Source organism: Paenibacillus sp. NN59, from assembly GCF_057597225.1.
Window position 1 is genome coordinate 3820997 of record NZ_CP199678.1, and the last position, 25688, is coordinate 3846684.

Below are 25688 nucleotides of genomic sequence, written 5' to 3' on the forward strand. Positions count from 1 at the left end.
TCAATTCTCGTGTCAACTTATCACATTAATATGTCATGAATATTACAGTTCAATGAAATCTTCGAGTAAATATGCAAACTTCTCATATTCACCTTTTTGCAGCTCGACTTGATAGATAACATCGTTCTCATCATATTCCGTTCCTACAACGTCTCCGATTTTATAGAGTACAGATGTCAGATCCCCACGTTCCGCCGGAATACGGAATCGCTTCGTATCGCCTGTCAGTTCCGCTTGAATCAGTTCACGAACCTTGATCAAATCTGATTCATCAAGTGCACTTATTTTAATATGCTTTTTATCCAAAGGAAGCATCTGTAGTTGTTCCGGCGTGCAGGCATCTTTTTTGTTATACAGAACAAGCTGAGGCTTGTCCCCTGCACCAAGTTGCTGCAAAATGGTATGAACTGTGCTCATCTGATCGTCACGCATTTCGGATGAAGCGTCTACAACATGTAAAATCAGATCAGCCTCATTCACTTCTTCCAATGTCGCGCGGAAAGCCGCAACCAAATCGTGAGGTAAATTTTGAATAAAACCAACGGTATCCGTCAGTACAATTTCTTTACCACTCGGTAGCTCCATTGTACGTGATGTTGGATCGAGCGTAGCAAAAAGTTGATCCTGAATATATACATCCGCTGCGGTTAACTGCTTCAACAATGTTGATTTACCTGCATTTGTGTAACCTACTAAAGCAACTTGAATAATCCCAGTTTTTTTACGACGCTCTCTGTGCAGTTTACGATGACGTGTGACTTCCTCGAGGTGACGCTTTAGATCATCGATCCGTCCCCGGATGTGACGACGGTCTGTCTCCAGCTTGCTCTCACCTGGGCCTCTTGTCCCGATGCCGCCCCCAAGTCGTGACAAGTTTTTACCATGCCCCGATAAACGCGGCAACAAGTAGCTATGTTGCGCCAGTTCTACCTGAATGATCCCTTCCCGTGTACTGGCACGTTGCGCAAAGATATCCAAAATAAGCTGTGTACGGTCAATAATTTTCAGATCCAAAGCCTCTTCCAGATTTCGAACCTGAGCGCCAGACAACTCCTGATCAAAAATAGCTGTCGTTGCTCCCAGCTCGTCTGCAACCAAACGCAGTTCTTCCACTTTACCTTTACCAATAAACCATTTCGTGTCCCTTGTTTCCCGGTTCTGGGTTAATACACTGAGAACTTCAACGCCTGCGGTTTCAGCCAGCTTCACAAGTTCCTGTAATGAATACTCATGATTAATGCCTGAACGCTTCACTTCATCGGTAACCAGACTGACCAATATTGCGCGGTCTTTTTTGGTTGTATCTGTATCGTGCGTGCCCATTGTCATATATATACCAACTCCCCTGCTCCGTATAAATACATTAAACCACGAAATGCCCGTGGCATGGTTAAAGCCGAACCGGTTAGCCCGGCCGGCTCTGTTAAAAGGTTATTATCGCTTACTTTCGTTCAAACTTCAAATCTTCTGTACGAATAGTCATGAGCTCCAGCTTACCCGGACTTCCATCCGAGTACTGCTCCAGCAAACGAACAGCCTGATGCCGGATTGATCTCTCGATTGCATTCCTTACATACCTGGCGTTACTGAACGCGTGCAACGAATCATTCTTCTCCTGAAGAAGATGTTGCTTTAACTTGAGTATGGTCTGAGGCATCAAAATATAATCACGCTCTTTGGCCATAATCTCAGAGATTTGGATCAACTGGTCAATCGTATAGTCTGGAAATTCAACCTGAATCGGAAAGCGAGAAGGTAAACCTGGATTCGTTTGTAGAAAAAAATCAATTTCTTCCGAGTATCCCGCCAAGATCAGAATAAACTGGTTTTTATGGTCCTCCATTGATTTTACAAGTGTATCGATCGCTTCCTTGCCAAAATCTTTCTCCCCGCCGCGAGCCAGACTGTACGCCTCATCGATAAACAAAATGCCTCCAAGGGCTTTCTTAACCAAATCTCTGGTCTTCTGAGCCGTATGACCAATATATTCCCCCACAAGGTCAGCACGTTCCACTTCAATAAGATGTCCTTTGTTCAGCACGCCCATCTTCTGAAACATTTTGGCTACGATTCTGGCTACCGTGGTTTTGCCCGTTCCGGGGTTGCCTTTAAAGATCATATGATACACGTGTGCACCACTTAGCAGACCTGCCTCGGAGCGCATCTGCGCAATCTGAAGAAATGCATAAATTTCGAACACCAAATCTTTGATATTTTCGAGTCCCACCAGTTGCTCAAGTTCACCCTGAATCTCCTGAAAATGCGCATGCTTTGTTATACTTTTAGCCGCTTGTACCGAGAGTGCTTCATCTTTAGCGAGTATTTGAGGTTCCTGGTTACGTAGTACCACATTAATTTGCCTGGATGGTCTGCCTCCCGGTTGCCCTCCTGCAGCCATGACCCGTCCGTTCATTCGCCATCACCTCTATTTTATCGGGCTGATCTCTCCTGATTATTAATGTATTCTATCAGGTGTCCAGATATTAGAAGGATGTACAAGAAAAGTTCTGGTCAGAAAAATTCGTTTTAGACCTGGATGTTTTTGCGAAACTCCCCGTTCTCAAATAACGTTTGTCTGTGCTTCAGTGATAACTGAAAGTATGGGAACACATGAGCATCAATGGCATGGAGCAGCTCCTTCGCCGTTTTATTCGCGAGATCATAATCTCCGGTTGTAATATGTTTCCGTGACAAGGCATCCTCAAGCTCATCCTCATCCAGCAAAAAGATCTCTCCGTCCTTCAGCACAACAACGTCCAAGTAGAGGTCATCAAACCAAGGAACACCCTGATCGGTAATTCCCTGGCTACGGCAAGTATCGATGTACCACTCTACAATTTGCTGCTGATCATCAAACATGGCTGTAACAACAAAGTGTTCTCCCTTCGGATAGTACTGTAGCCAGGAGTATCCCTTGTCAGCAATACAGAAGGTTGTACCTCCATACGTCTTCCACAAGGGTTCTTTTAAATCCTGTATGGTGTACAGCGTAATGTAACCTGTGAAAATTTTGGACTGAACGAACCGGCATGTAAATTGTCGGTTCGTAATCCGGCGCCAGTTTGCGCGATCCCCGAATTTCCGTTTCATACGAACCCCTCTTTGCCGACTGCAGATCTATGATCTGCATTTTGGATTGGTGAACATTTATACGTCTACTAGAGAACAAGTGCTATGAATCTGCTCTATACAACGTATTACGAATAGCTACAGCTTACCATATTTAAAGGATACACTCAAAACTAAGCTTGTTATGTTGCTATTCATAGTTCACATGATCTTGGATATCGAATTGTAACCTTCCTTTTGTTCATACAAAACAAAAACTGCTTCACCGGCGAACCGGGAAGCAGTTGAGTACACATATATACTATTGTGAAACAGGATTTTTATCCTCCCGAACCGGATTGAGGGGTAGAAGGAACTTCTGTTCCTGCGCCGTCTCCACCGGTTCCACTGTCTGGTGGTGTAACGACTTGACCCGGTGTACTCACTCCACCATCACTTGAGCCGTCACTTCCAGGATCAGTCGTTTCTTGTCCTGGCGGAGTACCACCACCGTCCGGTTGACTATTCCCAGGACCTGATCCACCATTGTTACCATTGTTGCCATTACCATTTCCGTTGTTTCCGTTATTCCCATTGCCATTGTTGCCATTCTCGCTTCCATTACCATTGTTACCATTCGGGTTACCATTATCGCCCACACCATTGTCCGGATTATCCGTACCTGGCACTTCAGGATCTGTACCTGTTTCAGGATCTGTACCTGGATCTGGTTGCTGCGGATTAATCTCCTGAGCTTCGATCATAAGCGAAATGGTATTGGATGGGCTAGTTTCCTGTGCGGAAGCCGTATCATAAGCCGTTACATAATACTCATAGGTTAGCCCAGGTAATGCGCTTAAATCCTGCGCACTTGTTGAGCCAACAGCATCGATCAGATGAGTAAACTGAGCTTCCGATGTCTCCTTCCGGTAGACACGATACTGCGTATTCGCATCTCCAGTTCCAGTCCAGCTAAGTGAAACGGTCTGAGTAGATGGATCATAGGATCCATTCAATCCGCTCACTGATAATGTCGGTTGCTGTGGTTGCTCCACGGGAGGAGGTGCCTGACCGCCAGCTGGCGTTTTGAACTCTTTCACAGGGACACCTTTTAATGCATCTCCCATGACTTTGGCGAAAAACGCTGCAGACAGCTTACTGCTGTTCTTAAGCATATGTTTTGCATCCGGATTGTCATAACCCATCCAGACAGCACCAGTCCACTCAGGAGTGTACCCGACAAACCATACGTCACGGTTCGAACTGTTGCCAGCAATACCACTTTGCACAGTTCCCGTTTTACCGGCTACTGGCCGATCCAGACGAGCGGAGCGTCCGGTACCGTCATTTACTACGTTTTGCAACATCTGCGTAAGTTGATATGCGTTCTGTTCACTCATCACACGTTTGGTTTCTGATTTATCATGTTTGTAAATGGTTTTCTCGCTACTATCCACAATACTTTTTATGGAGTAGGCTTGCTGATACTCACCAAGGTTAGCAAAGGAACTGTAAGCTTGAGCCATCTCCAGTGTATTCGTACCTTTGCTAAGACCACCCAGAGCGATTGCCAGGTTTTTGTCTTGGTCCGTCAGCTGAATGCCTACACTTTTCGCAAAATTAACTCCCGTATTTACCCCGATCTTATCCAGTAACCATACAGCAGGTATATTTTCCGATTTTGTTATGGCATCGGTCATACTGATCGTAGAAGAGTATCCATGCAGGTTACCCGGACAATAATTTCCGAAACACTGCTTCTCATTGCTCAGCGGCGAGTTCGCACTGTATTTTCCTGTCTCCAGAGCAGGAGCGTAAGATACAATTGGTTTAAACGCTGACCCTGGCTGTCTCCGACTTTGCGTTACACGACTATATCCTTTGGTCTGATAATCACGTCCACCTAACAAGGCAACAAGACTGCCATTTTCATGATTCATAATCACCATCGAACCTTGAACCTGTTGATCATCCTTGCTTGCCTCAAACAAACTGTCATCCGAGAAAGCATTCTCCACTGCTGTTTGAGCCTGCGCATCCATCGTTGTATAGATTTTGAAACCGCCAATATTGAGATCGTCTTCCGTCATGCCCGTTACACGCTCTGCTTCACGGAGCACATAGTCAATAAAGGCTTGATACTTTCTGTCTTTCTCAGGCGGCGTATATTTATAAACCACGGCCTTCGCTTCGTTCATCTCCGCCTCGGTGATGTAACCTTGCTCATACATTAATTGCAATACTACGCCCCGACGCGTTTTCGAATCATTTGGATTACTCAGCGGATTGTATGCAGATGGCCCTTTAGGCATAGCAGCCAGTGTAGCGATCTGCCACAGCTTAAGGTCGTTCAGGTTACTCTTTCCAAAATAAAACTCCGATGCAGCCTTGATTCCATAACGCTGATGGCCAAAGAAAATCCGGTTCAGGTACATCGTCAAAATCTCATCTTTGGAAAACTTACGTTCCAGCGCCATCGCAATCGATACCTCGGTTGCTTTCCGGAAGAACGTTTTATCACGCGACAGAAACATATTTTTGGCCAGTTGCTGGGTCAGCGTACTACCGCCCTCTACCATGGAACGTGCCATGATATCTTTGACGGCTGCACGACCAATGGACCAGATATCTACCCCTTGGTGCTCATAGAATCGTTTATCCTCTGTAGCAACAAAGGCTTCTTTGACCAATTTCGGAATATCATCGGATTCCACAGGCTCCAGCTTTTTGATGGACAGCTCGCCCATAATATTATTGTTGCGATCATAAACCTTTGACGTTTCATTGATTGTTGTTTTATCCATGTTGGCTGTGAGCAGGCGTTCACCACTGATTAAAATAAACAAATATCCGCCTAGCGCACAGAATATGGCGACTGCCATGGTGAAAAACAAAGTCCATCCAACGCGTTTCCCCGTAATTTTTTTCTTTTTAGAGGTCTTAGGTTTCGCTTTTTGGTTTGACTTGTTATTGGTGTTGCGATTATTAGACCTCGATAACGGATCGTTTGGCATGTTACCTCCTGACTCCCTTTCAGTTGCATGTTTTCTATTTCTCTGGCGAGCACAAGCTTATATTAAACCTATTTTGCCCGGAATGAAAAGAACAACCCTTATTAGGTTGCTCTGTTTCAATACCTATACTTGTAGACGAAATGGTTTGTGAAAAGGTTTCGGATTTTTTAAGCTTCGCCGCCGTTGTCTTGCTGCATCAGCGATACGCTGCGTTGCGGCGTGAACGTGGAGATGGCATGCTTGTAGACCATTTGCTGGCGTCCGTCGCTGTCAATGACGATCGTAAAATTGTCAAATGCCTTGATCGTCCCGCGGATTTGGAAGCCATTGGTCAGATAGACCGTAGCCGGAATGTTTTCTTTCCGCAGTTGGTTCAAGAACGTATCTTGGATGTTGATGGACTTGTTCATTAGCCGTACCCCCATTGGTTCATTTGAATTCGTAGTGTAAGTATTATTCAATATCGCTGAGTAGCTTTCGTGCTATTATATCATGAACAGTTTCATATAATCCACAAAAACCCCTTGTCCCTTTTTCACATCTCCCAGAGGAGAGGATATAAAATTAGTAGACTTATCCATTATACACTGCCTTACAGATTTGCAAAAGAGGAACAAATTTCACGTAATAACCGTATAACAAGGCTTCACTAAACAAGTTTTAATGCGTTATACCGTGTTAAGTAATATCACACTACTAGTAAATGGTTCCACACAGGAACGACCATTTGCTCTATGAGAACGTTACGTAGCAGACTGAATAGCAGATCAGTTCCCCCTACCTTCGATCTCAAAACCTCAGATTTCCTAAGAATGATCACTTAAATTTTATCCTGAAATCAGCGATTTGAATCATATTGATAGAACCCTTTTTTTCATATATGGGTAGCATACCTGAACAAAAATAAAAAAACCTCCAGCTTTTCATCGAAAAGTAGAGGTCTTGTCTGACTAAGTTTATTTCCATGTATGTGTAATCAAATCATTTATTTGCTTAAACTGGCCTTCAAAATTCCCGGTGTCCGTCATGTCCACCCAGTGAATATCTTTCATATGACGGAACCAGGACAACTGACGTTTCGCAAAGCGGCGTGTATCCCTTTTAAGCCACTCTACCGCAGCATCCCAGCTAACTTCACCTTGCAAATATGCAGCAATCTCCTTGTATCCCAAGCCCTGCATAGAAATATGACCTCGCGCGACTCCGCGTTCCAGCAACGCTTTTACCTCATCGACCAGCCCTTGCTCGATCATCAGATCGATTCGCTCTTCGACTCGTGCATATAACTTCTGGCGATCCATCGTCAAACCGATGATGAGTAGATCGTACGGAGACTCTTTTTTCTGAACAGCCAGCTGCTCTGACCATTTCTCTCCTGTAAGATGGAAAATTTCGAGCGCACGTACAATTCGCCGTTGGTCATTCGCATGAAGACGATCCGCACTGGCTGGATCAACTTCCCTGAGCCGATCATGAAGTGCCTGTGCCCCATGCTGCTGAGCATAACTGAACTGCTCTTCCCTGAAAGCTTCATCTGAGCCACTGTCCGAAAATTGAAAGCCATAACAAACCGATTCCACGTACAAACCCGTGCCACCCACGATAAAGGGCAGTTTACCCCGTGCATGAATTTCAGGAATCAAACGTGTGCAGCTTTCCTGAAACTCCGCTACGGAATACGGATACTCCGGCTCATGAATGTCAATCAGATGATGGGGAATGCCCTTCATTTCTTCCGTCGTTATTTTCGCCGTTCCGATATCCATCTCACGATAAACCTGCATGGAATCTCCCGATATGATTTCACAGTTAAAAGCCTGTGCCAGCTCAATGCTCAATCTTGTTTTGCCTACAGCTGTCGGTCCAACCAGCACCAGTAGCTTTGGTTTTTTTTCAACTTCCGGTTTCAACATTAATCACTCCGTACAAGGTTTTTGCATTCGCCCGATCCAGCACCTGGAATCCAAGCCTTTCAAACTCTGCGCTGCCGCGTTTTTCTTTCATGACCACTCGCTTGCGTGCGACTCTCTTCGCCTCTTTAATACTCTCTTCGGCTAATGCACGGGCATTGGCATAGTCCCGTAAAGGCTTGATTGCACTCGAATCCATCATCGGTTCACGAAACATCGGATCAAAATAAACCGTATCACAGCTATGGTCAGGCAATGAACGAAGCAGTTCCAGATGATCCTGATTTCGCAGTTCAATGCGCCGGAACGCCTCGTCTATGGATGGTTCGTTGCTCTCATAATGGGACATGCCATCAAGTAAAAGTGTATAGAGTGGCGCGGAGCTTTCACAGGCAATCACATGCCCTCGAACACCTGTCGCCACCGCAAAAACGAGTGAATCCGAGCCAAGCCCTGCGGTACAATCCACAACCGTATCTCCTTCGCGAACAGCACCTGCTTCCAGCATCGGATCAGATTCTCCCCGTAACACACGTTTGGCACGTACAAATCCCATACTCGGGTGAAATTCAAGCTCGGATGCATCTTTCCGGAACAATCGCGCTCTCCCTTTCAGCACCACCAGAATCTCCTGAACCTTATACTGCTCAAGCAATTTGGGCAGAGATGTTCTGTTGCGTGCTACATAGGTGCCTCCAGTCTTAGCGGCCAATGCGCGCGCACGTTCTACCAGAGAAGCCGCCTCCTTGTCACCCGTCGTTATATACATAATATCCCCCTATAAAACTACATCACTCGTTTAAATAATTTTTCCAGATCATATGTTGAAAACGAAATCACAATCGGTCGCCCATGCGGACACGTATATGGCTGCCGGCATGAACCCAGACGCTGAATCAACACTTCAGCTTCCCGGTCGGTAAGCTTTTGATTCGCTTTGATGGAAGCTTTGCAGGAGCACATAATCGATGCGGCTTCACGCATTTTAGCCACATCAATACTTCGTTCACTGAGCACCCATTCCGACATTTCCTCGATAATGTCTTTTTCGTCCCCTTTAGGGAACCAGTAAGGATGAGAACGCACACGGAAGGTTTGGCCGCCGAAATGCTCCAGATATACCCCCGCTTGTTCAAACCAGGCGAGTCTTGCTTTTAGCTTTTCTGTCTCGGAAGGTGTGAATTCAAGGGTAATCGGCAGTAGCAGCTCCTGTGAGGCCTGAGCCGGATTGCCAAACTGTTCGTAATAGTACTCGTAATTTACCCGTTCATGCGCCGCATGCTGGTCGATCAAATATAACCCTTCATCGTTTTGTGCGATCAAGTACGTTCCGTGATGCTGACCAATCAGACTAAGTTCAGGGAACGCAGGCATAGAAGGATCTGCGTGCATTGCAGCCGACAGTTTGACCGGATCAGGTATCGATGCTTTTTTCCAGCTACGCTCTCCTTTTTGACCTGCCGATGTGTATGGCGTACGGCTTTCCCTTACTGGAGCGCCGTAAGATGGCGCACGATACGCTTCGGTTTGGATCCCGGTAGCCGCTGGGGTTTCAGATGTGCTCGTAGCAGCTACTTTGTCGGCACGCACATCTGCACTTTCACCCACATTGTTCCGAGAATGTTGGCCTGGATTCTCACGTTGATATTCAGTTATATGGGCATCTGAAGGTACAGGAGAGTCTACACCTTGAAACTCCCCCTTACTCTCCTGCTCAGAATCATTCCTTTTATCGAACTGGGCTCCATTCAACAGATCGAGCGAACCGTACGCTGGAGTAGATTCCGGTGGTACTTCGGGCAAAGGAGCCGATTGCGAGAAATCGGAAGAACTTTGCTGTAATGCTGGTTCTGACCCATTTCCTGCGCCGACTCCTGTTACTGTAGCTATTCCTGCTCCTGATTCAATTTCCGCTGGCGCATCCAGGTCGGAATGATCATCTTCTAAAACCGGTTTACCAAGCGGTCCTTGTTGGCCATATCCTTCACTTACTTCCTGCTCTTTCACGGGTCCACGAGGGAACAAAAATTGTTCTTGGATAAATGAACTGTCATCTCCACGTCTAATTTGCTGTTTCCTTACTTGCGGAATCAATACCTCTTGTCTTAAAATCCCACGCAACGTGGTTTCCACAAACTCGTATAGTTCCGCCTCTTTGCTAAAGCGAACCTCCAGCTTCGCCGGGTGAACGTTCACGTCCACGAGTGAAGGATGCATTTCCAACTGCAGTACCACGAGCGGAAAACGATTAATAGGGAGCAACGTGTGATAGGCTTTCAGAATCGCCTGATTTAATCCATAGTTGCGAATATATCGTCCGTTCACAATCGTTGACATCCCCGCACGATTCGCACGTGTCCATTCCGGCAGACTGATCAGACCGCTGATCTTGTAATCCAGATTTTCGCCCTCAATAGGCAGCATCGCTTTAGCCGCACTCGTACCATAGATCGCCGCAACCACTTGTAACAGATCACCATTACCCAGCGTTTGCAGTAACGTATTCTCATTGTGCCGAAGAGTGAACGAAATATGCGGATGCGACATCGCCATCCGATATAACACATCCGAGATGTGTCCCAGCTCGGTCTGAATGGTTTTCATATACTTTAGTCTTGCAGGCGTATTGTAAAATAACTCCTTAACCACAAACTCCGTTCCTTGTGGTGATGCAGCATCCTCGTGAGTGCAGAGCTTGCCGCCTTCAATCACGATTCGTCGTCCCCGCCCGTCGTCTCCACTAGCGGTCAGCACTTCCACCTTGGAGACGGCTGCAATACTTGGCAGCGCCTCTCCGCGGAACCCGAGACTTGTGATCTGAAACAGGTCACGTCCGTGGGTTATTTTACTGGTCGCATGGCGGTAGAAAGCTGTCTCCAGATCATCCGGCTCTATGCCTGAGCCGTTATCCTTTACCCGGATGCGAAGCAGACCGCCTTCCTCCACTGCCACTTCAATCTTGGTGGCCCCTGCATCCACTGCATTCTCCAGCAGTTCCTTTACGACAGATGCAGGCCGTTCAACCACCTCACCCGCCGCAATCTGGTTGGCAATATGTTCATCAAGCACATGAATTTTAGCCACAGATTCTCCTCCTCCCGGTTAATCAGGATAATTGCTGTGCCTTTAATTTAAGTTCATTCAAGATTTGCATCGCCTGCAAAGGCGTCATGTTCATCACATCAATTTCTTTCATATGACGGATCAGTTCGCGTGCAGGTTTATCTTCAACTATAACTGTTTTTGTAGGTTGCACAGTTGCTGACTGCTCGTCGTCGAAGATCGACAGCTGTACAACCTCCTGCTGTCCCTGTTTGGATAGATTCTTCGGGCTTTCCTCCCGAATGAACGACTCCTCCGCAACGTTCGATGACTCCAAACGAGTCGCCGCTTGCACCTTTGCCAACTGTTCGGATGACGCTCTGTTCTCACTCACAAACTCACTGCCAACCGCTACCTGTGAGGCTGCTTGTTCGAAACCATGCAGTAGTCCATTAGCACGCTCAATAATGCTATCAGGGAGACCCGCAAGCCTTGCACAATAGATGCCGTAACTGCTACTTGCCGCACCCGCAATCAACTTGCGCAGGAAGTTTACTTTGTCACCGCTCTCCTGAACTGCCATCGAATAATTTGCCAGCTTGTCCAGACTTTCCTCCAGATGAGCCAGCTCATGAAAGTGGGTGGATACAAGAGCTTTACAGCCGATCACGTCATGTACATATTCAATGACCGATTGTGCTATCGCCATGCCTTCACTGGTGGAAGTCCCTCGGCCCAACTCATCGATGATGATGAGACTGCGCGGCGTTGCTTTTTCGGTCATGACCTGAATATCGGCCATCTCCACCATAAACGTACTCTGACCACCGATCAGATCATCAGCAGCACCGATCCGTGTGAAGATACGATCCATGATCGGAACTTCAGCTTGACCAGCAGGGACAAAACAACCAATCTGCGCCAGAATCGAGATGAGTGCAACTTGTCTCATGTACGTACTTTTACCAGCCATATTCGGTCCGGTAATCAGCAGAATACGTGCCTCCTCCTCAGTCATCGCAGTATGGTTTGCAATAAACGCCCCATCACGCATGACGGCCTCCACGACCGGATGCCGTCCTTGCTCGACGACCAGATTATATCCATCCGTCAATACGGGACGCACAAAGTTACGCTCTGCACTAATCACTGCAAACGATTGATATACGTCAATTTCAGCCACTTGCTCAGCAAGCTTTTGTAGACGTGCAATCTCTTGATTAAGACGTTCACGTAGCTCTGCAAACAGACCGTACTCGATATCGACCATTTTGTCCTGAGCTTCAAGAATGAGTGTCTCCTTCTCTTTCAGTTCAGGTGTAATATATCGTTCAGCGTTCGCAAGTGTTTGTTTACGCTCATACCGTCCTTCAGGAAGTGAAGCAAGATTCGATTTAGTGATTTCAATATAATAACCGAACACCTTGTTGTACCCGATTTTCAGCGAGCGGATGCCCGTTGCTTCACGTTCTCTTGCTTCCAGCTCGGCAATCCACTGTTTACCATTCACCGAAGCTTCCCGAAGCTCATCCAGACGGGCGTGGTATCCTTCGCGGATCAAGCCCCCATCTTTAACCGACACGGGCGGTTCATCCACGATAGCCTGTCCAATCGCATCACGCAAATCAGCGCAATCATCCATCATTTCAGCGATATGCTGGAGCGTTACAGACGAAGATGCCGCGCAGTGGTGGCGCAGACTCGGAATTTTGTCCAGTGACGATTTGAGCGCGTTCAGGTCACGACCATTCGCATTCCCAAAAGCAATTCGTCCCACCAGACGTTCCAAGTCATAGATGTCTTTCAGCTCAGCTCGCAGATCCTCACGAAGAATAAACTGGTTATACAAGGTATCTACTGCTTCCAGTCTTTCATTGATCTTTCCTTTTTGCAAAAGAGGTTTATCCACCCAGCGCCGCATCATGCGGGCGCCCATGGACGTCTCCGTGCGATCCAGCAACCACAGCAGGGAGCCTTTCTTCGAACGTTCTCGCACCGTTTCTACAAGCTCCAGATTACGGCGTGTAAACGGATCAAGAATCATATAATGATCCGGCTCATACGTAGAGATTTGTGTCAATTGTCCGAGCGAGCGCTTCTGCGTTTCGCTTAGATACGAGAAAAGACGCGCTACACATGCTTGACGCTCCGGCTCCAGCCTTGCCCATACCGACTCGCCAAACTGCTGACGCACGAGGTCTTCCTTGCTTTTAGTCCATGCGGTATAGACTACCGGACGGCCGATTGGAGATGATTCGGATTCTACGAGCTCCAGCAGGGCTTCATCTCCAACAAGTTCAGACGGCTCATAGATGCCAATTTCGTCCTTAAGCCACTCCTTGGAGTATGGAACTGATGTGACGTACAGTTCTCCTGTAGAGAGGTCACAGGCAGCAAGAGCGAGCGTGTTTTGGTTACCGGTTAGACATACCATGTAGTTGTTAGACTTGTCCCCCAGCGTCTTTCCTTCCATCACCGTTCCGGGTGTAACGACACGGACAATCTCGCGGCGTACCATGCCTTTGGTTACTGTCGGATCTTCCATCTGCTCGCAGATAGCTACTTTATACCCTTTCTCAATCAGACGCTGTATGTAATTTTCCGCCGAATGATAGGGCACGCCACACATCGGAATTTTGTCGTCTGTGCCTCCGTTGCGTGCTGTTAACGTGATCTCCAGTTCTCTTGCAGCATTGATTGCGTCATCGAAGAACATTTCGTAGAAATCACCTAATCTGAAAAAAAGAAATGCATCCTGTGCTTCGGATTTCACTTGCAAATATTGTTGAATCATTGGCGTGTACTGAGCCATGATATCGATCCACCATCCGTTCCTATGATGTCAGGAAGAAAGTTCCCTGGAAGGCAATAAGGCGGTCAGGCACCAAGATCGCGCACCTCCGCCTTATGTTCGGCTATCCGCCTGTTCCTTCATGGGCTTACTGCTTCATATCTTCCGTATCTTAACGTATTAAAAGTCCTATATTTCATTATAACAAAAAAATGACGCTTCTTCATGAGCCTGCCCGAATATTCCAAAGTTTACGAATATCCCGGCTCTCATCCCAGGTATGCCCCCGTTTGAATTGCCTCATGAGAGGCGCAGCATATCGTTCATACCTAGCGTATCCGGGTAACTGTTTCAGATCGTCCATCAGTGACGGGATACAGGTCATCATGACATGACGCTGTCCTTCGTAAAACGCGGAATGAACCTTCTCCTCTGCTAAAGGACGCTGTTTTAACAGATCGTAGTGGCATGCAATCAGACCTGCAAGAGCAACAACCCCTTTAGCAACAACCGGCGAAACAAGAAAACTCGGCAGTGTCCGATATTCGAATCCACCATAGGCTTTCAGACGAAAGTCGCCTAACGTTCCGTACCTTGGTCTTCTTCCTGATCCGCGTGGATCTTGCAACACTGCCAGTGGTAGTGCCAAATAATTATCCAGAGCACGGAGTAATCCCCCCGTTAGATGCAAGCGACTAAAATGAATGTGGCCACCTAGCGGCAATCCTCGTTGCGGCATTCCACCTGCCTGCCAGATCAAAGAGGAGTCACTTATGCTGCGTGAGGCAACCGCAAAGGCTCGCAATAAATGCGACAACAACTCACGCGGTTCTGCACTCGGAGCTGGACGAAGCTCGGCAACGGGGTACACCCGTCTGCCACCAATCGTTACTGAATCACAGCCTGCGATACCCGTGCGTTCAAGAAAACGAGAAGCAGGTACAATTTTGGACTCAGGCATCTGCACCAGTAGAAACTCAGGGTCCATGCCGAGCACAGGAACCCGGTTCTCGTGCCGCTCCTGGTTCAATAACGTCTGATGTTGCTGCCAGCTTTCCCTATAAAGCAGAGCAAGGTCTGTCACACCTTTCCACGGGTCGGGATTAACCGAAATGACTGCACACCCGCCATTACCTGAAGCTTCCAAACGGACAGCCCCATGATCTAGACCTAATGTATACAATGTCTTGATCGCAAGGCGCTCTACCCGTTTATAAACAGATGATGACGCTTCACGGTCCAGTTCGCTTTCCTGTCTCGCTCCCATTCCGCTCGTGTCTCTGCGTATAATCCGAATGGCCTGAAGGCAGCTGATATGCACATCATACCGCACACGGAGTCCAGCTTCCCGCTTACGTTGCTCACTCATGGACAGCACTTCGATCCCTGCCTGTTTTAAACGCGTTATCCGTTCGCCAGCGCCCAGATGTGTATAAGCTTGAACACCCTTTTCGGCTTCTTCCATGAAGTCCATTCCGTCCCTCCCTTCGCCATGTTCTTGCTTATCAAAAAAAGACCCCGCAGCTGCGGAGCCTTCCCGTTAAACTCTTCAGGCACATAATCAGGCTCGTCACAACCCATTTTTTGTACTTTATGAAAGAAAGAGGGCTTACGCCCTCTTCGCCGCACCTTATGGTGCATATGATACCTTAGGTTATGAACATTCACTTTCCCTTTTCGAATGAGCGATTTACAACTCATCATCCAGCAGGTCTGGATCGAGATCATCATAGTCTCCATCCGCGCTGCCATAGTCATAATCCTTGTCTTCGTAATCACCGCAGCCATCCGTGCATACCTTGACACAGACTTTCGTTTCAGCCACAAGCTCTACAGCGAATTCCCGCTCAACCCGGATAATTACGCTGCCGCCCCCCGAGGACACTGTGGCTTCCACACAGCTAGGCTCCTGCGTTGCATCCGCAGATACCTCTACAGTGGAAGTCCGGTGTTTCGGGTCTAGATAGGACAAAGGTACATGTTCTACATACGATACCGTTTCTTTAGCTACATCTGTCTGTGAATTTTTGTCGTAGGAATACCAAATGTTGATATCGTAAGTACCAATAACTTCAATCCCGTCCCCCGCTGATACGGCTTCATACTGGTGGTTGATAATCCAAGCCCCCAAAATGCTGGTCGGACCATTGGGCGGAGTCACGGTATGTGTTACGGTAGAGAACTTACGACCTTTGCCGCAGATCGCCTTCGTGATAATCTCTCTACATTGATGTTTATGACTCAATGACATCTTTAAACCTCCTCCATACAATCATTCACTACAAGTGTATGCAGGACATCCGTCTAGGGTGACAACTATTTTCTATGATTCGTTTACAGATTGCGAGCGGTCTGAGATTGGAGAAGGCGCTTTGTCCTTCTTGGCGATTTTCAGATACATGGAGAGCTCCCGGCACAGCTGGAGAATAGCGGAACGCATCTCGAATTCTTCCCTTGTATCCGGCAACTCCATTTGTCTGAATTCTTCCTGCACATCAGCAAGCAACTTTTCCGTTCGTCCCGTGTACGATTCGGTCAACACGTCCTGACTGAGCTGATCGAACAGCTCCGCTACCATCTCGGCATGAGGCATTTTCTGATAGACCTGGGATACAAGATGCATCATGTGCTGTATGGAATCCAGCTGGGTTTTACGCATATAAAAGTATACGCTCCAGCCTTCATTTGGATGAATGACCTGATTCTCCAGTGAACGTTTGGCCGCTTCAATTCCGCCGAGTACGGCTTTATCCGCTTCAATTAATTCTTTGCCCGCCCATACTTCATTGGGGTTACGCAAAGTTGTGGCGAACTCCCGGAAAATTTTCGAGAACAATTCGTCAATCCGTTTGCGTATCCGGAACATCTGTGGATCAGCCGCCGGCATATACGCCAGGTTCACGACCATCGCTGAACCAAGGCCGATCAAGAGCAGCGCAATCTGTACAAGAATGACATGCACATCCATCTCTCCACCGCTAAATACCCGAAACACCACGACTGAACCTGTCACAATACCTTCCTTAAAGCCCACCCGAACAATCACCGGAAAAGCCGTGAGTATGTATACGCCCAACACCCAATAATGGAAGCCGAGAAAGTGAAAAAGTACACTTGCAAACAAAAGGCCAACCACGGATGCAAAAAAACGTGCCGATATCGTTCGAATACTCCTTTTTCGTGTAACATCCACACCCAGAATCGCAAGCAAGCCTGCTGACGTTGGTCCTGGCAGCCGGCACCAGTCCGCTATCAGTACAGCCATCAGCGCTGCGATTGCCGTTTTAATGACTCTAAACCCCATTTAACATTCCATCTCCTCTAAGCTGTACAAAAGTTCGCGGCCCATATGTCCCCTGTTTAGTATGACTCAACCGGTTACAAACTAGACGACATCAACCGGCATGCACAACACATGCCGGTCACAGAAACATGCCACGAAGAAGAAACACTGCCCTTTCAATTGCGATAACCGAAAGAGTCTAAACCTCTAACCGACCTATACTCATCCCATGTGTTTCTGCCCGGCATGAAGGTTTTCCTTCCATCAAATATCCTACTTGATTTTACAATTGGGGGCAACGTGACACCTCTTGTGAAATTGTATACATATGATGAATACTTGTAAAATGGCTCTGTCAGTCACTTTTCATTTTCGAGCTATGATCTACGACCAGACGATAGTAACTTGCGTTCTGCATATACAACCAGTTGATACATAGCGGTAGCTACGACTGCAATAATGAGCAGGCTTGATAACACAAGTGTGAAGTTGAACACCTGGAATCCGTAGATGATTAAATATCCCAGACCCTGTTTGGCGACCAAAAACTCACCGACGATGACCCCAACCCAGGCCATACCCACATTGACTTTTAACGTAGATACAATTGTGGGGAATGAAGCAGGAAACACAACTTTGGCAAAAATTTCAGATCGTTCACCGCCAAACGTGCGAATAACCTTCACATAATTGGGATCCACTTCATTAAAGCTGTTGTACACAACGAGCGTTGTAATGATGACCGTAATAGAGAGGGTTGTCATCACAATGGCTGTAAATCCTGCCCCGAACATAACGATAAAAATCGGACCGAGCGCGACCTTAGGCATGCTGTTGAACACAACCATATAAGGATCGAGCACTTTGGACAAAAAAGGAGACCACCAGATCAGAACAGCAAGCAACGTTCCGACAAGTGTCCCCAGTAAAAATCCAACGACCGTTTCACCTACGGTTACCCCGACATGTGCCCATATTTCGCCGCTGACGACATCCTTGCCAATCTGAGCAAAGATTTTACTCGGATAACTGAAGAGCAATACATCAATCCACCGTAATCTGCCCGCCAGCTCCCAGAGTAAAAACATAGCGACTAACATGGACAGCTGAACCGCAAAAATATGTTGCCGCCATCTAACCATCCTACGATGATGGTCACGATGGAGTTCTTCCAGCCAAATTTCACGTACTTCCTGCTTTCCTTGATCTGGAATTTTCTGACTCACGTATCTTTCTCACCTCCTCCAGACTGAACAAGTTCATCCCAGAGTGACTGGAACAACTCATTAAAGCCTGCCTGCTCCCTTGCATGGAAAGGCTGTGCCAGCCGAATCTGTTCAGGAATATCGAATTCACGCCGAATGCGTCCGGGGTTGCGGTCAAGTACGATGACCCGGTCGCTGACTGCAATAGCTTCAGACAAATCGTGTGTGACCAGCACGGAAGTTTTGCCATACTGTTTTAACGTATCCGATACAAGATCTTCCAGTTGTAGTTTGGTTTGATAATCCAAGGCCGAGAACGGCTCATCAAGCAAGAGTATCGCAGGGTCTGTGGCCAATGTTCGAACGAGGGCTACCCGTTGCCTCATGCCACCCGACAATTCAGAGGGGTACTGCTCTTCTGTCCCGCCAAGTCCCATACTAACGAGAAGTTCACGGGTACGCTCTCTGCTCTGTGCGTCCAGATTTCCTGTCAACTCAAGCCCAATCAGTGCATTATCCAGAATCGTCCGCCAGGGGAACAGATAGTCCTGTTGCAACATATAACCCATATTGGCAGAGGGACCTTGAACATGCTTGCCTTCGACTTCAACCTTTCCCCGGGTGGGTTTTAGCAGTCCGGCGATGATCGACAATAGCGTTGTTTTTCCGCAACCACTTGGTCCCACCAGACTGACGAACTCTCCTTGTTTGATCTCCAGATTCAAATCCTCGATGACGAGTGATGCTTCGCGTTCACTGACATACACTTGAGAAATATTGTCCAGTCGAATCACGTTCCCGGAATCAGGCATTGCTCCTCACTTCCTTCCCTGGAGCGCCTGTTCTGCAAAAGACGGATCAACAATGGTGTTCAATTCAACCCGCTCTTTTAATTCTCCGGCAGCGCTCATGACATTCAGCAGATTGTTCCACTCATCGCCATCAATGATCGGATCTGTGGCATACGTGCCTTGTTCCTTATACCGGCTTACGCTGCTGGTCAGAATCGCTGGATCAATGTCTTTGAAAAATGGGGTGATCACTTGTGCAATCTCCTCCGCTGTATGAGAATCTACCCAAAGTTGAGCCTTGTGCAATGCATTCGTGAATTTTTGTACAAGTTCTTTGTTTTCATTCAGATAACTTTGTTTGGTCATAAAAACCGTATAAGGCAGATGCCCGCTTTCCGTTCCGAACGATGCCACCACTTTACCCCGGCCCTCCTGTTCAAAGATCGATGCCTGCGGTTCAAATAGCTGTACATAATCCCCTGTGCCTGAAGCAAAGGCAGAAGCAATATTCGCGAAATCCACATTCTGAATCAATTCCAGATCACTTGACGGGTTAATGCCATGTTTGTTTAAAACAAACTCCCCGGCCATTTGCGGCATGCCACCCTTGCGCTGTCCGAGAAATACACTTTGCCTCAATTGTTCCCAATCAAAGCTGTCCTGTGCATTTCGTGCGAATAAAAACGTTCCGTCGGTCTGCGTGAGCTGAGCAAAGTTAATGACCGGGTCTTCTGCCCCTTGTTGATAGACATAGATGGATGTTTCTGCACCAACCAGTGCAATATCTACCGAACCTGCGAGCAATGCCGCCATCGTTTTATCTCCACCAGCCGTTGTTTGGATATCCACTTCAATCCCTTCTTCTGCAAAAAAACCTTGAGCCGCGGCTACATATTCCGGTGCATAAAATACAGAACGAGTCACTTCACCAATCGTAATCTTGGCTTCATTCTCTTCCTTATTGCAGCTCGTCAGCGCTACAATGAGAATCAACACAATTACAATCCCCCGGACAAACCATGGCGTATATTTCATTCGATTTCCCTCCTTTTCTGAGTTCAGCAGTTTCTCTTTACTATGAATATGCCGAGGCCCAGTAAAAGGTTAAGAACTTGCACACAAAAAAAGGTCAACCAGAATTTTCTGGCTGACCTTCATTCAGACGCTTTATAATTTATAAATCTCAGCATACTTGGCTTCCAAATAGTCTGCCAAATAATCCGGATTCAGTTCTTCACCTGTCACTGCAACTATTAGTTCGGAAGGGGTGCGGCTCTTACCGTAGCGATAAATCTTGTCTGTAAGCCACTCTTTGATTGGAATCAGATTCCCTTCTTCAATCAGACGATCCAGCTCCGGCATCTCCCGACGTAACGTATGCATAATCTGTGCAGCATACATATTGCCTAAAGAATAAGAAGCAAAATAACCGAAATCTCCACCGGACCAGTGTACATCCTGAAGCACACCCTCACCATCGTTGGTTGGCAGAATTCCGAGGTATTCCTTGTATTTTTTATTCCATGTTTCTGGCAGATCCTTCACTTCCAACCCTTCATTATAAAGCATTTTCTCAATCTCATATCGAATAATGATATGCAGATTGTAAGTCAGCTCGTCTGCTTCAATCCGGATCAGAGAACTCTCCACCCGGTTTATTGCACGGTAGAAATCTTCCAGCTTCACTTCGCTCAGTTGCGGGAAATGTTGCTGTAGATCTTTATAATAACGTGTCCAGAAAGGTAGACTGCGTCCGATCATATTTTCCCAAAGACGGGATTGAGATTCGTGGATACCCATCGATGTGCCTTCGGCAAGAAGCGTACCGGCAAGACTCTCATCAATATTTTGCTCATATAGTGCGTGCCCGCCTTCGTGCAGAGAACTAAAGATCGCACTGGTTACATCATCCTGTAAATAGTTAGTCGTTATTCGAACGTCACCGGGATTCAAACCTGTAGCAAATGGATGCACACTTTCGTCAAGACGGCCTGCTTCAAAGTCGTATCCCATCTGTTCCAGAATAAACAGACTGAACTTCTCCTGCTGTTTGGTGTCAAAAATTTGATTCAGAAAATCAGTATTAGGCTTATTCTCAGCCGCATTGATTTTCTCTTGTAGTGGAACGAGACGCGCTTTGAGGCGGGCGAATACAGCATCTACCTTTTCCACAGTCAATCCGGGTTCGTACATGTCCAGTAGTGTATCATACCTTGTATCCTTGACACCCCAATAGTCAATAAACTCCTGTTTAAGTTTCACGATGTCGGTGAGATATGGTGAGAATCCGGCATAGTCACTGTTATGTTTGGCATCTTCCCAAGCCGTCTCGGATTTGGCAGTAAGTACGGTATAGGCTTGAACTTTCTCAGGTGGAACCGACTGACTGCGATCATACTCCTTCTTGCACTCCTCCACTTGGCGGCGGTCGGTGTCTTCGAGTTGCTCCAGCACATCCGGCTCAGTCAACGTATCTAGATAAGTTTTCATCTCAGCGGAGGTTTGCAGTTTGAATGCCTCAGTAGAGAGCAATCCCAGCGTCTCGGAGCGAGTTGGAACGCCTTTTTTCGGTGCTCCTGTGCGTAAATCCCAGTGAAGCAAACCAATGGCTTCGTGATAACTTTTTATTTTACGGGCCAGAATAAGGAAAGATTGCAAATGTTGCTGTGTTTGTTTGTCCATGGTTACCGTTCACCTCTTCAAAAAAAATTTGTACACCCTATTGATGATACTTTTTGCATTGCGTATAATCAACTTTTGACAGAAGTATAATGCATTATGCTTCTAAAATAGGGATAGCGCGGTCTACTGACTGCGGTGCTCTAATTAATCAAAGGCGTGTAGGACAAGCTGCATCTCATGCAAATGGCCGTGCTCGTCGTATTGGATAACAGGAGGCAATGGACATGAACAACATTCAAGAGATTTTGGCTTACAACAAATCATTTGTCGAGACTAAAGAATACGAGAAGTATACGGCTAGCAAGTTTCCAACCAAAAAGATGGTCATCATCACTTGTATGGATACCCGTCTTGTAGAGATGTTGCCGAAAGCGATGAACCTGAAAAATGGCGATGTAAAAATCATCAAAAATGCAGGTGCAATTATCTCCCAACCTTTTGGTAGTGTTATGCGTTCTGTATTGGTTGCTATCTATGAATTGGGCGCCGATGAGGTGCTTGTGGTAGGTCATACAGAATGTGGTATGGCTTCCCTGCATGCCGAAACAATGATTGGTCACATGACAGAACGTGGAATTTCCGAAGAGGTCATGTCTACGCTTGAAAATTCCGGCATTCGTCTGCAAAAGTGGCTGCGCGGGTTTGATAGTGTTGAAGAAGGGGTAAAAGGAACTGTGGACGTGATTAAAAAGCATCCATTACTTCCTCCCAATGTACCTGTTCACGGTATGGTGATTGACTCTGCCACAGGCGAGCTTGATCTTGTCGCTGACGGGTATGGACAACAGGCATCTCTCTAAATGGTTTGGAGTGCGGACCTTCTTGGTTCGTACTTTTTTTTGTCTAAATTAAGGCAGTTATCCTGTCAGGTTGTCAAACCATACAGTTTCAGTGTACACTTTTATGAAAGCGGTCAACGAAACAAAACAAGGGTTGTTTCGTTGGCCCAGCCCTAATATTAAGGAGACATGTGCATGAACATACTTTCCTACGGATTACTCGGGCTGCTTACCCGCGAGGAGTCTTCCGGTTATGATCTAATGCTGAAGATTCAGCCGCATTGGCAGGCCAAACACAGCCAGATCTACCCGCTCCTGTCCAAAATGGAAAACGAAGAGTTACTCGCCTCCCGCTGGGTACAACAGTCTGACAAACCGGACAAAAAAATGTATGCAGTTACGGAAAAAGGCATTCAGAAGTTACTGGAGTGGATGATTACTCCGGTTACGGCGCCCGTTACGCGCGATGAATTTAATCTTCGCATTCTATGTGTAGGTATTGCCGAAGATGGAAGCATGAGACGTATCCTGAATGAGCGGAAAAGCTGGTTCATGGAACGTATACGGTATTTCGAAGAATTGAAATCACGGATACCGCAGGATAATCTTCGGGTAGGCAACCGGGATTTTGGAAGTTACATTTTGGTGCAAAAAGGGTTAATGCATGCCCAGACGGGGTTGGAATGGTGTCATTGGGTCACCCAGCTTCTCGATGGTCAAGCGGCTATTCAAGACCCGAGTCCAAGTATTTCAGAAATTTAAATTAATTTTGAAACGTTCCAGCAGGTTGACCCGTATTACTAGAGTAAGGCCCATTTTGGGGAGTTAAACAAATTTATTCAGGGGGTTACGATCTATACAATGAAGAAAAAATTCGGAATTAAACATCTAATGATGGTTTTCATGGCATTCACACTACTGTTCGCGACGGTTGGTGTTACGAATCCGGACAGTGCTGATGCAAGACGAGGCGGCGGTGGGTTCAAATCCGGTACGAAGAGTTACACGAATACCCCTAAGAAATCAGACAATAACGTAAGTCAGTCCAATTCCCGTAACAATTCCAATACTGGCGCAGCGGCAAATAACCGTGGTGGATTCTTTGGCGGTGGCGGCGGCTTCATGAAAGGTATGATGCTGGGTGGTCTGGCAGGTATGTTGTTCGGCGGACTGTTTGGCGGTATGGGAGCACTGGGTAACATTCTTGGATTGCTCGTGAACGTAGCAGCAATTATGTTGATTGTTATGCTGGCTATGGCATTGTTCAGAGCCATTACAAATCGCCGTAAGCCTGCTGCGGATGGTCGTTATGACCGCCGTGACGATCGTGATGATGATCGTAACAGAAACGGACGGTACTAAGCTCTATGGTTCTAAGTATGGATGAGATTGTGAATGCAATTTGCATTCACATGGCAGAGCGTAAAGGTGTGCGTCCTACGGACGTAAATGTGGAGTTAAGCTGGGAAGAAGATACAGGTTATTCCGCAGAAGTCTGGATTCAAGGTCGCAGTCAGTTCCTGGTAGAATCCAACATGATCGAAGCAATTCTTCGCTACTTGCACAGCGAGTACAACATTCGTGCGTATCGTGAAGATGTTACCTTGGATCTGGATGAAGAGATTACTGCGATTGTCAATCAACATTAAAATCCGGCTAGCTTCTAGCTTGTTATACAAAAGACCGTCTCCCCTCTGTCATCTGACAGCATGGGAGACGGTCTTTTTGGTTGCTTGACTTGCAAATAACTATGCTTGAAGCTTAACCAGGCTGTAGTTCTTTTTACCTTTACGGATGATGATAAATTTACCGCCAATCGCGTGCTCTGCAGATACCGTAAATTCAAGCTCGGTTATTTTTTCGCCGTTCATAGAGATGGCTCCCTTGGTCACATCCTCACGAGCTTGGCGTTTGGAAGGCTCCAAACCAAGATCAACAAGCCAGTCTACAATATTTTTAGCTTCACCGTCTGTTTCGTATGTTGGCATTTCCTTGAAACCCTGCTCGATCTCATCTGCTGTCAGGGAACGAATATCTCCGCTGAACAAAGCTGCTGTAATACGTTTTGCCTGCTCCAGCATCTCTTCGCCGTGAACGAACTTGGTCATTTCCTCTGCCAAGGCTTTCTGCGCTTCACGTTTATGCGGCTCTGTTTCAACTTTCTCAGCCAAGGCTTCGATTTCTTCTTTGCTCAGGAATGTGAAGTATTTCAAGTATTTAATCACATCCCGATCATCTGTATTCGCCCAGAATTGGTAGAATTCAAACGGTGTCGTTTTATTCGGATCAAGCCAGATCGCACCACCAGCTGTTTTACCAAACTTCGTACCGTCCGACTTCAGCATCAGTGGGATGGTCAAGCCGTAAGCTTTCGATTCTGAGCCTTCTTTTTTACGAATCAGATCCAGACCGCTCGTAATATTACCCCATTGGTCAGATCCACCAATCTGTAGTTGTACATCCTCCGTTTGGAACAGGTGAAGGTAATCTAGTGATTGAAGAATCTGGTAAGAGAATTCCGTGAATGAAATTCCGCCTTCAAGACGGCTTGCTACGACATCTTTTGCCAGCATGGTGTTCAGGTTAAAGTTTTTCCCGTAGTCACGCAGGAACTCGATAACGTTAATCTTATGTGTCCAGTCATAGTTGTTAACCATGCGAACCTGATTGTCACCTTCGGTAACAAACAACTTTTTCATCTGTGCCGTTAACGCGTCTACATTCTCTTGCACTTGCTCCAACGTCTGCAAAGAACGTTCGGACTGACGACCACTCGGGTCACCAATCGTACCCGTTGCGCCGCCTATAAGAATTACCGGACGGTGCCCTGCCAATTGGAAACGTTTCAGCATCATAAACGGAATCAAGTGTCCGATATGCATACTGTCACCTGTCGGGTCTACACCGCAGTACAGGGAGATCGCTTTGGTCTCCGTCAGTTCACGTAGCCCTTCCGCATCCGTTTGTTGATTAATGGCGTCGCGCCACTGTAGTTCGTCAATAATGTTCATTGTAATAACCCCTTTTCATCATCAAAATTCAGTCATGACTTACGTTCTATATAAGTTGAACCAAGGAATTTACACCGTCCACTTCGATGACAGAATAACCCTCCAATCGCTGTTATCCCCAGATTTTTTGGT

General features: G+C 46.8%; 21 protein-coding genes. 4 read left to right on the plus strand and 17 right to left on the minus strand.

The genetic code is table 11. From position 1 onward, the window contains the following. Nucleotides 1-42: 42 nt before the first annotated feature. The 16 genes from hflX to ACT89M_RS16900 form a co-directional block, all read right to left on the minus strand. On the minus strand, nucleotides 43-1329 hold the full coding sequence (gene hflX, locus ACT89M_RS16825; protein WP_154890484.1) for a GTPase HflX: 1287 nt from the start codon (nucleotides 1327-1329) through the stop codon (nucleotides 43-45). 112 nt (nucleotides 1330-1441) lie between these two features. Further along, entirely contained in the window at nucleotides 1442-2413 is a 972-nt protein-coding gene (locus tag ACT89M_RS16830) for an AAA family ATPase (protein WP_154890485.1), read from the minus strand. A 113-nt stretch (nucleotides 2414-2526) separates the two neighbouring features. After that, entirely contained in the window at nucleotides 2527-3090 is a 564-nt protein-coding gene (locus tag ACT89M_RS16835) for a ribonuclease FAU-1 family protein (RefSeq protein ID WP_090916821.1), read from the minus strand. Between the two features lie 299 nt (nucleotides 3091-3389). Next, nucleotides 3390-6062: a PBP1A family penicillin-binding protein gene (locus tag ACT89M_RS16840; protein WP_154890486.1), complete on the minus strand. Its 2673-nt coding sequence runs from the start codon at nucleotides 6060-6062 to the stop codon at nucleotides 3390-3392. Nucleotides 6063-6229: 167 nt separating this feature from the next. Then, nucleotides 6230-6472, minus strand: coding sequence for an RNA chaperone Hfq (gene hfq, locus ACT89M_RS16845; RefSeq protein ID WP_090916826.1), 243 nt, complete (start codon nucleotides 6470-6472; stop codon nucleotides 6230-6232). A 546-nt stretch (nucleotides 6473-7018) separates the two neighbouring features. Next, complete coding sequence (miaA, locus tag ACT89M_RS16850; protein ID WP_154890487.1) at nucleotides 7019-7975, minus strand: tRNA (adenosine(37)-N6)-dimethylallyltransferase MiaA; 957 nt, start codon at nucleotides 7973-7975, stop codon at nucleotides 7019-7021. Then, on the minus strand, nucleotides 7956-8741 hold the full coding sequence (locus ACT89M_RS16855; protein WP_154890488.1) for a class I SAM-dependent methyltransferase: 786 nt from the start codon (nucleotides 8739-8741) through the stop codon (nucleotides 7956-7958). Before ACT89M_RS16855 ends, miaA begins: the two co-directional genes overlap by 20 nt. A gap of 17 nt (nucleotides 8742-8758) precedes the next feature. Further along, nucleotides 8759-11056 carry a DNA mismatch repair endonuclease MutL gene (mutL, locus tag ACT89M_RS16860; protein ID WP_154890489.1) on the minus strand — a complete coding sequence of 766 codons (2298 nt, stop codon included), beginning with the start codon at nucleotides 11054-11056 and terminating at the stop codon, nucleotides 8759-8761. A 22-nt stretch (nucleotides 11057-11078) separates the two neighbouring features. Beyond that, the gene (gene mutS, locus ACT89M_RS16865) at nucleotides 11079-13826 is read right to left on the minus strand and encodes a DNA mismatch repair protein MutS (RefSeq protein WP_487344755.1); all 2748 of its coding nucleotides are present in this window, start codon (nucleotides 13824-13826) and stop codon (nucleotides 11079-11081) included. Between the two features lie 202 nt (nucleotides 13827-14028). Continuing rightward, nucleotides 14029-15279, minus strand: a complete 1251-nt coding sequence (locus ACT89M_RS16870; RefSeq protein WP_487344756.1) for a putative amidoligase domain-containing protein — start codon at nucleotides 15277-15279, stop codon at nucleotides 14029-14031. A gap of 216 nt (nucleotides 15280-15495) precedes the next feature. After that, a complete protein-coding gene (locus ACT89M_RS16875) occupies nucleotides 15496-16056 on the minus strand; it encodes an outer spore coat protein CotE (protein ID WP_090916840.1) in 561 nt (186 codons plus the stop codon). A gap of 72 nt (nucleotides 16057-16128) precedes the next feature. Next, nucleotides 16129-17109, minus strand: coding sequence for an aromatic acid exporter family protein (locus ACT89M_RS16880; RefSeq protein ID WP_090916842.1), 981 nt, complete (start codon nucleotides 17107-17109; stop codon nucleotides 16129-16131). A 356-nt stretch (nucleotides 17110-17465) separates the two neighbouring features. Then, nucleotides 17466-18230: an ABC transporter permease gene (locus tag ACT89M_RS16885; protein WP_090917310.1), complete on the minus strand. Its 765-nt coding sequence runs from the start codon at nucleotides 18228-18230 to the stop codon at nucleotides 17466-17468. A gap of 80 nt (nucleotides 18231-18310) precedes the next feature. Continuing rightward, nucleotides 18311-19105, minus strand: coding sequence for an ABC transporter ATP-binding protein (locus tag ACT89M_RS16890; RefSeq protein ID WP_090916844.1), 795 nt, complete (start codon nucleotides 19103-19105; stop codon nucleotides 18311-18313). A gap of 6 nt (nucleotides 19106-19111) precedes the next feature. Further along, a complete protein-coding gene (locus ACT89M_RS16895; RefSeq protein WP_154890491.1) occupies nucleotides 19112-20119 on the minus strand; it encodes an ABC transporter substrate-binding protein in 1008 nt (335 codons plus the stop codon). Between the two features lie 132 nt (nucleotides 20120-20251). Further along, nucleotides 20252-21766 carry a carboxypeptidase M32 gene (locus tag ACT89M_RS16900; protein WP_253493827.1) on the minus strand — a complete coding sequence of 505 codons (1515 nt, stop codon included), beginning with the start codon at nucleotides 21764-21766 and terminating at the stop codon, nucleotides 20252-20254. A gap of 224 nt (nucleotides 21767-21990) precedes the next feature. Between ACT89M_RS16900 and ACT89M_RS16905 the strand changes: the two genes are divergently transcribed. From ACT89M_RS16905 to ACT89M_RS16920, 4 genes are all read left to right on the plus strand, one after another. After that, on the plus strand, nucleotides 21991-22566 hold the full coding sequence (locus ACT89M_RS16905) for a beta-class carbonic anhydrase (RefSeq protein WP_090916851.1): 576 nt from the start codon (nucleotides 21991-21993) through the stop codon (nucleotides 22564-22566). A 174-nt stretch (nucleotides 22567-22740) separates the two neighbouring features. Next, nucleotides 22741-23307 carry a PadR family transcriptional regulator gene (locus ACT89M_RS16910; RefSeq protein WP_090916853.1) on the plus strand — a complete coding sequence of 189 codons (567 nt, stop codon included), beginning with the start codon at nucleotides 22741-22743 and terminating at the stop codon, nucleotides 23305-23307. Nucleotides 23308-23406: 99 nt separating this feature from the next. Continuing rightward, nucleotides 23407-23907, plus strand: a complete 501-nt coding sequence (locus ACT89M_RS16915) for a hypothetical protein (RefSeq protein ID WP_090916855.1) — start codon at nucleotides 23407-23409, stop codon at nucleotides 23905-23907. A gap of 5 nt (nucleotides 23908-23912) precedes the next feature. Beyond that, nucleotides 23913-24194, plus strand: a complete 282-nt coding sequence (locus tag ACT89M_RS16920; RefSeq protein WP_090916857.1) for a YxcD family protein — start codon at nucleotides 23913-23915, stop codon at nucleotides 24192-24194. Nucleotides 24195-24293: 99 nt separating this feature from the next. Here ACT89M_RS16920 and tyrS read toward each other — a convergent pair whose 3' ends face one another. Further along, nucleotides 24294-25556 (minus strand): tyrosine--tRNA ligase, encoded by a 1263-nt coding sequence (tyrS, locus tag ACT89M_RS16925; protein ID WP_154957482.1) that lies wholly within the window; start codon nucleotides 25554-25556, stop codon nucleotides 24294-24296. Between the last annotated feature and the right edge of the window lie 132 nt (nucleotides 25557-25688).

What these genes read in the sequence shown, in the direction of transcription:
- hflX (WP_154890484.1), bottom strand. Translation starts at nt 1,329, where the DNA reads ATGACAATGGGCACGCACGATACAGATACAACCAAAAAAGACCGCGCA.
- ACT89M_RS16830 (WP_154890485.1), bottom strand. Translation starts at nt 2,413, where the DNA reads ATGAACGGACGGGTCATGGCTGCAGGAGGGCAACCGGGAGGCAGACCA.
- ACT89M_RS16835 (WP_090916821.1), bottom strand. Translation starts at nt 3,090, where the DNA reads ATGAAACGGAAATTCGGGGATCGCGCAAACTGGCGCCGGATTACGAAC.
- ACT89M_RS16840 (WP_154890486.1), bottom strand. Translation starts at nt 6,062, where the DNA reads ATGCCAAACGATCCGTTATCGAGGTCTAATAATCGCAACACCAATAAC.
- hfq (WP_090916826.1), bottom strand. Translation starts at nt 6,472, where the DNA reads ATGAACAAGTCCATCAACATCCAAGATACGTTCTTGAACCAACTGCGG.
- miaA (WP_154890487.1), bottom strand. Translation starts at nt 7,975, where the DNA reads ATGTTGAAACCGGAAGTTGAAAAAAAACCAAAGCTACTGGTGCTGGTT.
- ACT89M_RS16855 (WP_154890488.1), bottom strand. Translation starts at nt 8,741, where the DNA reads ATGTATATAACGACGGGTGACAAGGAGGCGGCTTCTCTGGTAGAACGT.
- mutS (WP_487344755.1), bottom strand. Translation starts at nt 13,826, where the DNA reads ATGGCTCAGTACACGCCAATGATTCAACAATATTTGCAAGTGAAATCC.
- ACT89M_RS16870 (WP_487344756.1), bottom strand. Translation starts at nt 15,279, where the DNA reads ATGGACTTCATGGAAGAAGCCGAAAAGGGTGTTCAAGCTTATACACAT.
- ACT89M_RS16875 (WP_090916840.1), bottom strand. Translation starts at nt 16,056, where the DNA reads ATGTCATTGAGTCATAAACATCAATGTAGAGAGATTATCACGAAGGCG.
- ACT89M_RS16880 (WP_090916842.1), bottom strand. Translation starts at nt 17,109, where the DNA reads ATGGGGTTTAGAGTCATTAAAACGGCAATCGCAGCGCTGATGGCTGTA.
- ACT89M_RS16885 (WP_090917310.1), bottom strand. Translation starts at nt 18,230, where the DNA reads ATGGTTAGATGGCGGCAACATATTTTTGCGGTTCAGCTGTCCATGTTA.
- ACT89M_RS16890 (WP_090916844.1), bottom strand. Translation starts at nt 19,105, where the DNA reads ATGCCTGATTCCGGGAACGTGATTCGACTGGACAATATTTCTCAAGTG.
- ACT89M_RS16895 (WP_154890491.1), bottom strand. Translation starts at nt 20,119, where the DNA reads ATGAAATATACGCCATGGTTTGTCCGGGGGATTGTAATTGTGTTGATT.
- ACT89M_RS16900 (WP_253493827.1), bottom strand. Translation starts at nt 21,766, where the DNA reads ATGGACAAACAAACACAGCAACATTTGCAATCTTTCCTTATTCTGGCC.
- ACT89M_RS16905 (WP_090916851.1), top strand. Translation starts at nt 21,991, where the DNA reads ATGAACAACATTCAAGAGATTTTGGCTTACAACAAATCATTTGTCGAG.
- ACT89M_RS16910 (WP_090916853.1), top strand. Translation starts at nt 22,741, where the DNA reads ATGAACATACTTTCCTACGGATTACTCGGGCTGCTTACCCGCGAGGAG.
- ACT89M_RS16915 (WP_090916855.1), top strand. Translation starts at nt 23,407, where the DNA reads ATGAAGAAAAAATTCGGAATTAAACATCTAATGATGGTTTTCATGGCA.
- ACT89M_RS16920 (WP_090916857.1), top strand. Translation starts at nt 23,913, where the DNA reads ATGGTTCTAAGTATGGATGAGATTGTGAATGCAATTTGCATTCACATG.
- tyrS (WP_154957482.1), bottom strand. Translation starts at nt 25,556, where the DNA reads ATGAACATTATTGACGAACTACAGTGGCGCGACGCCATTAATCAACAA.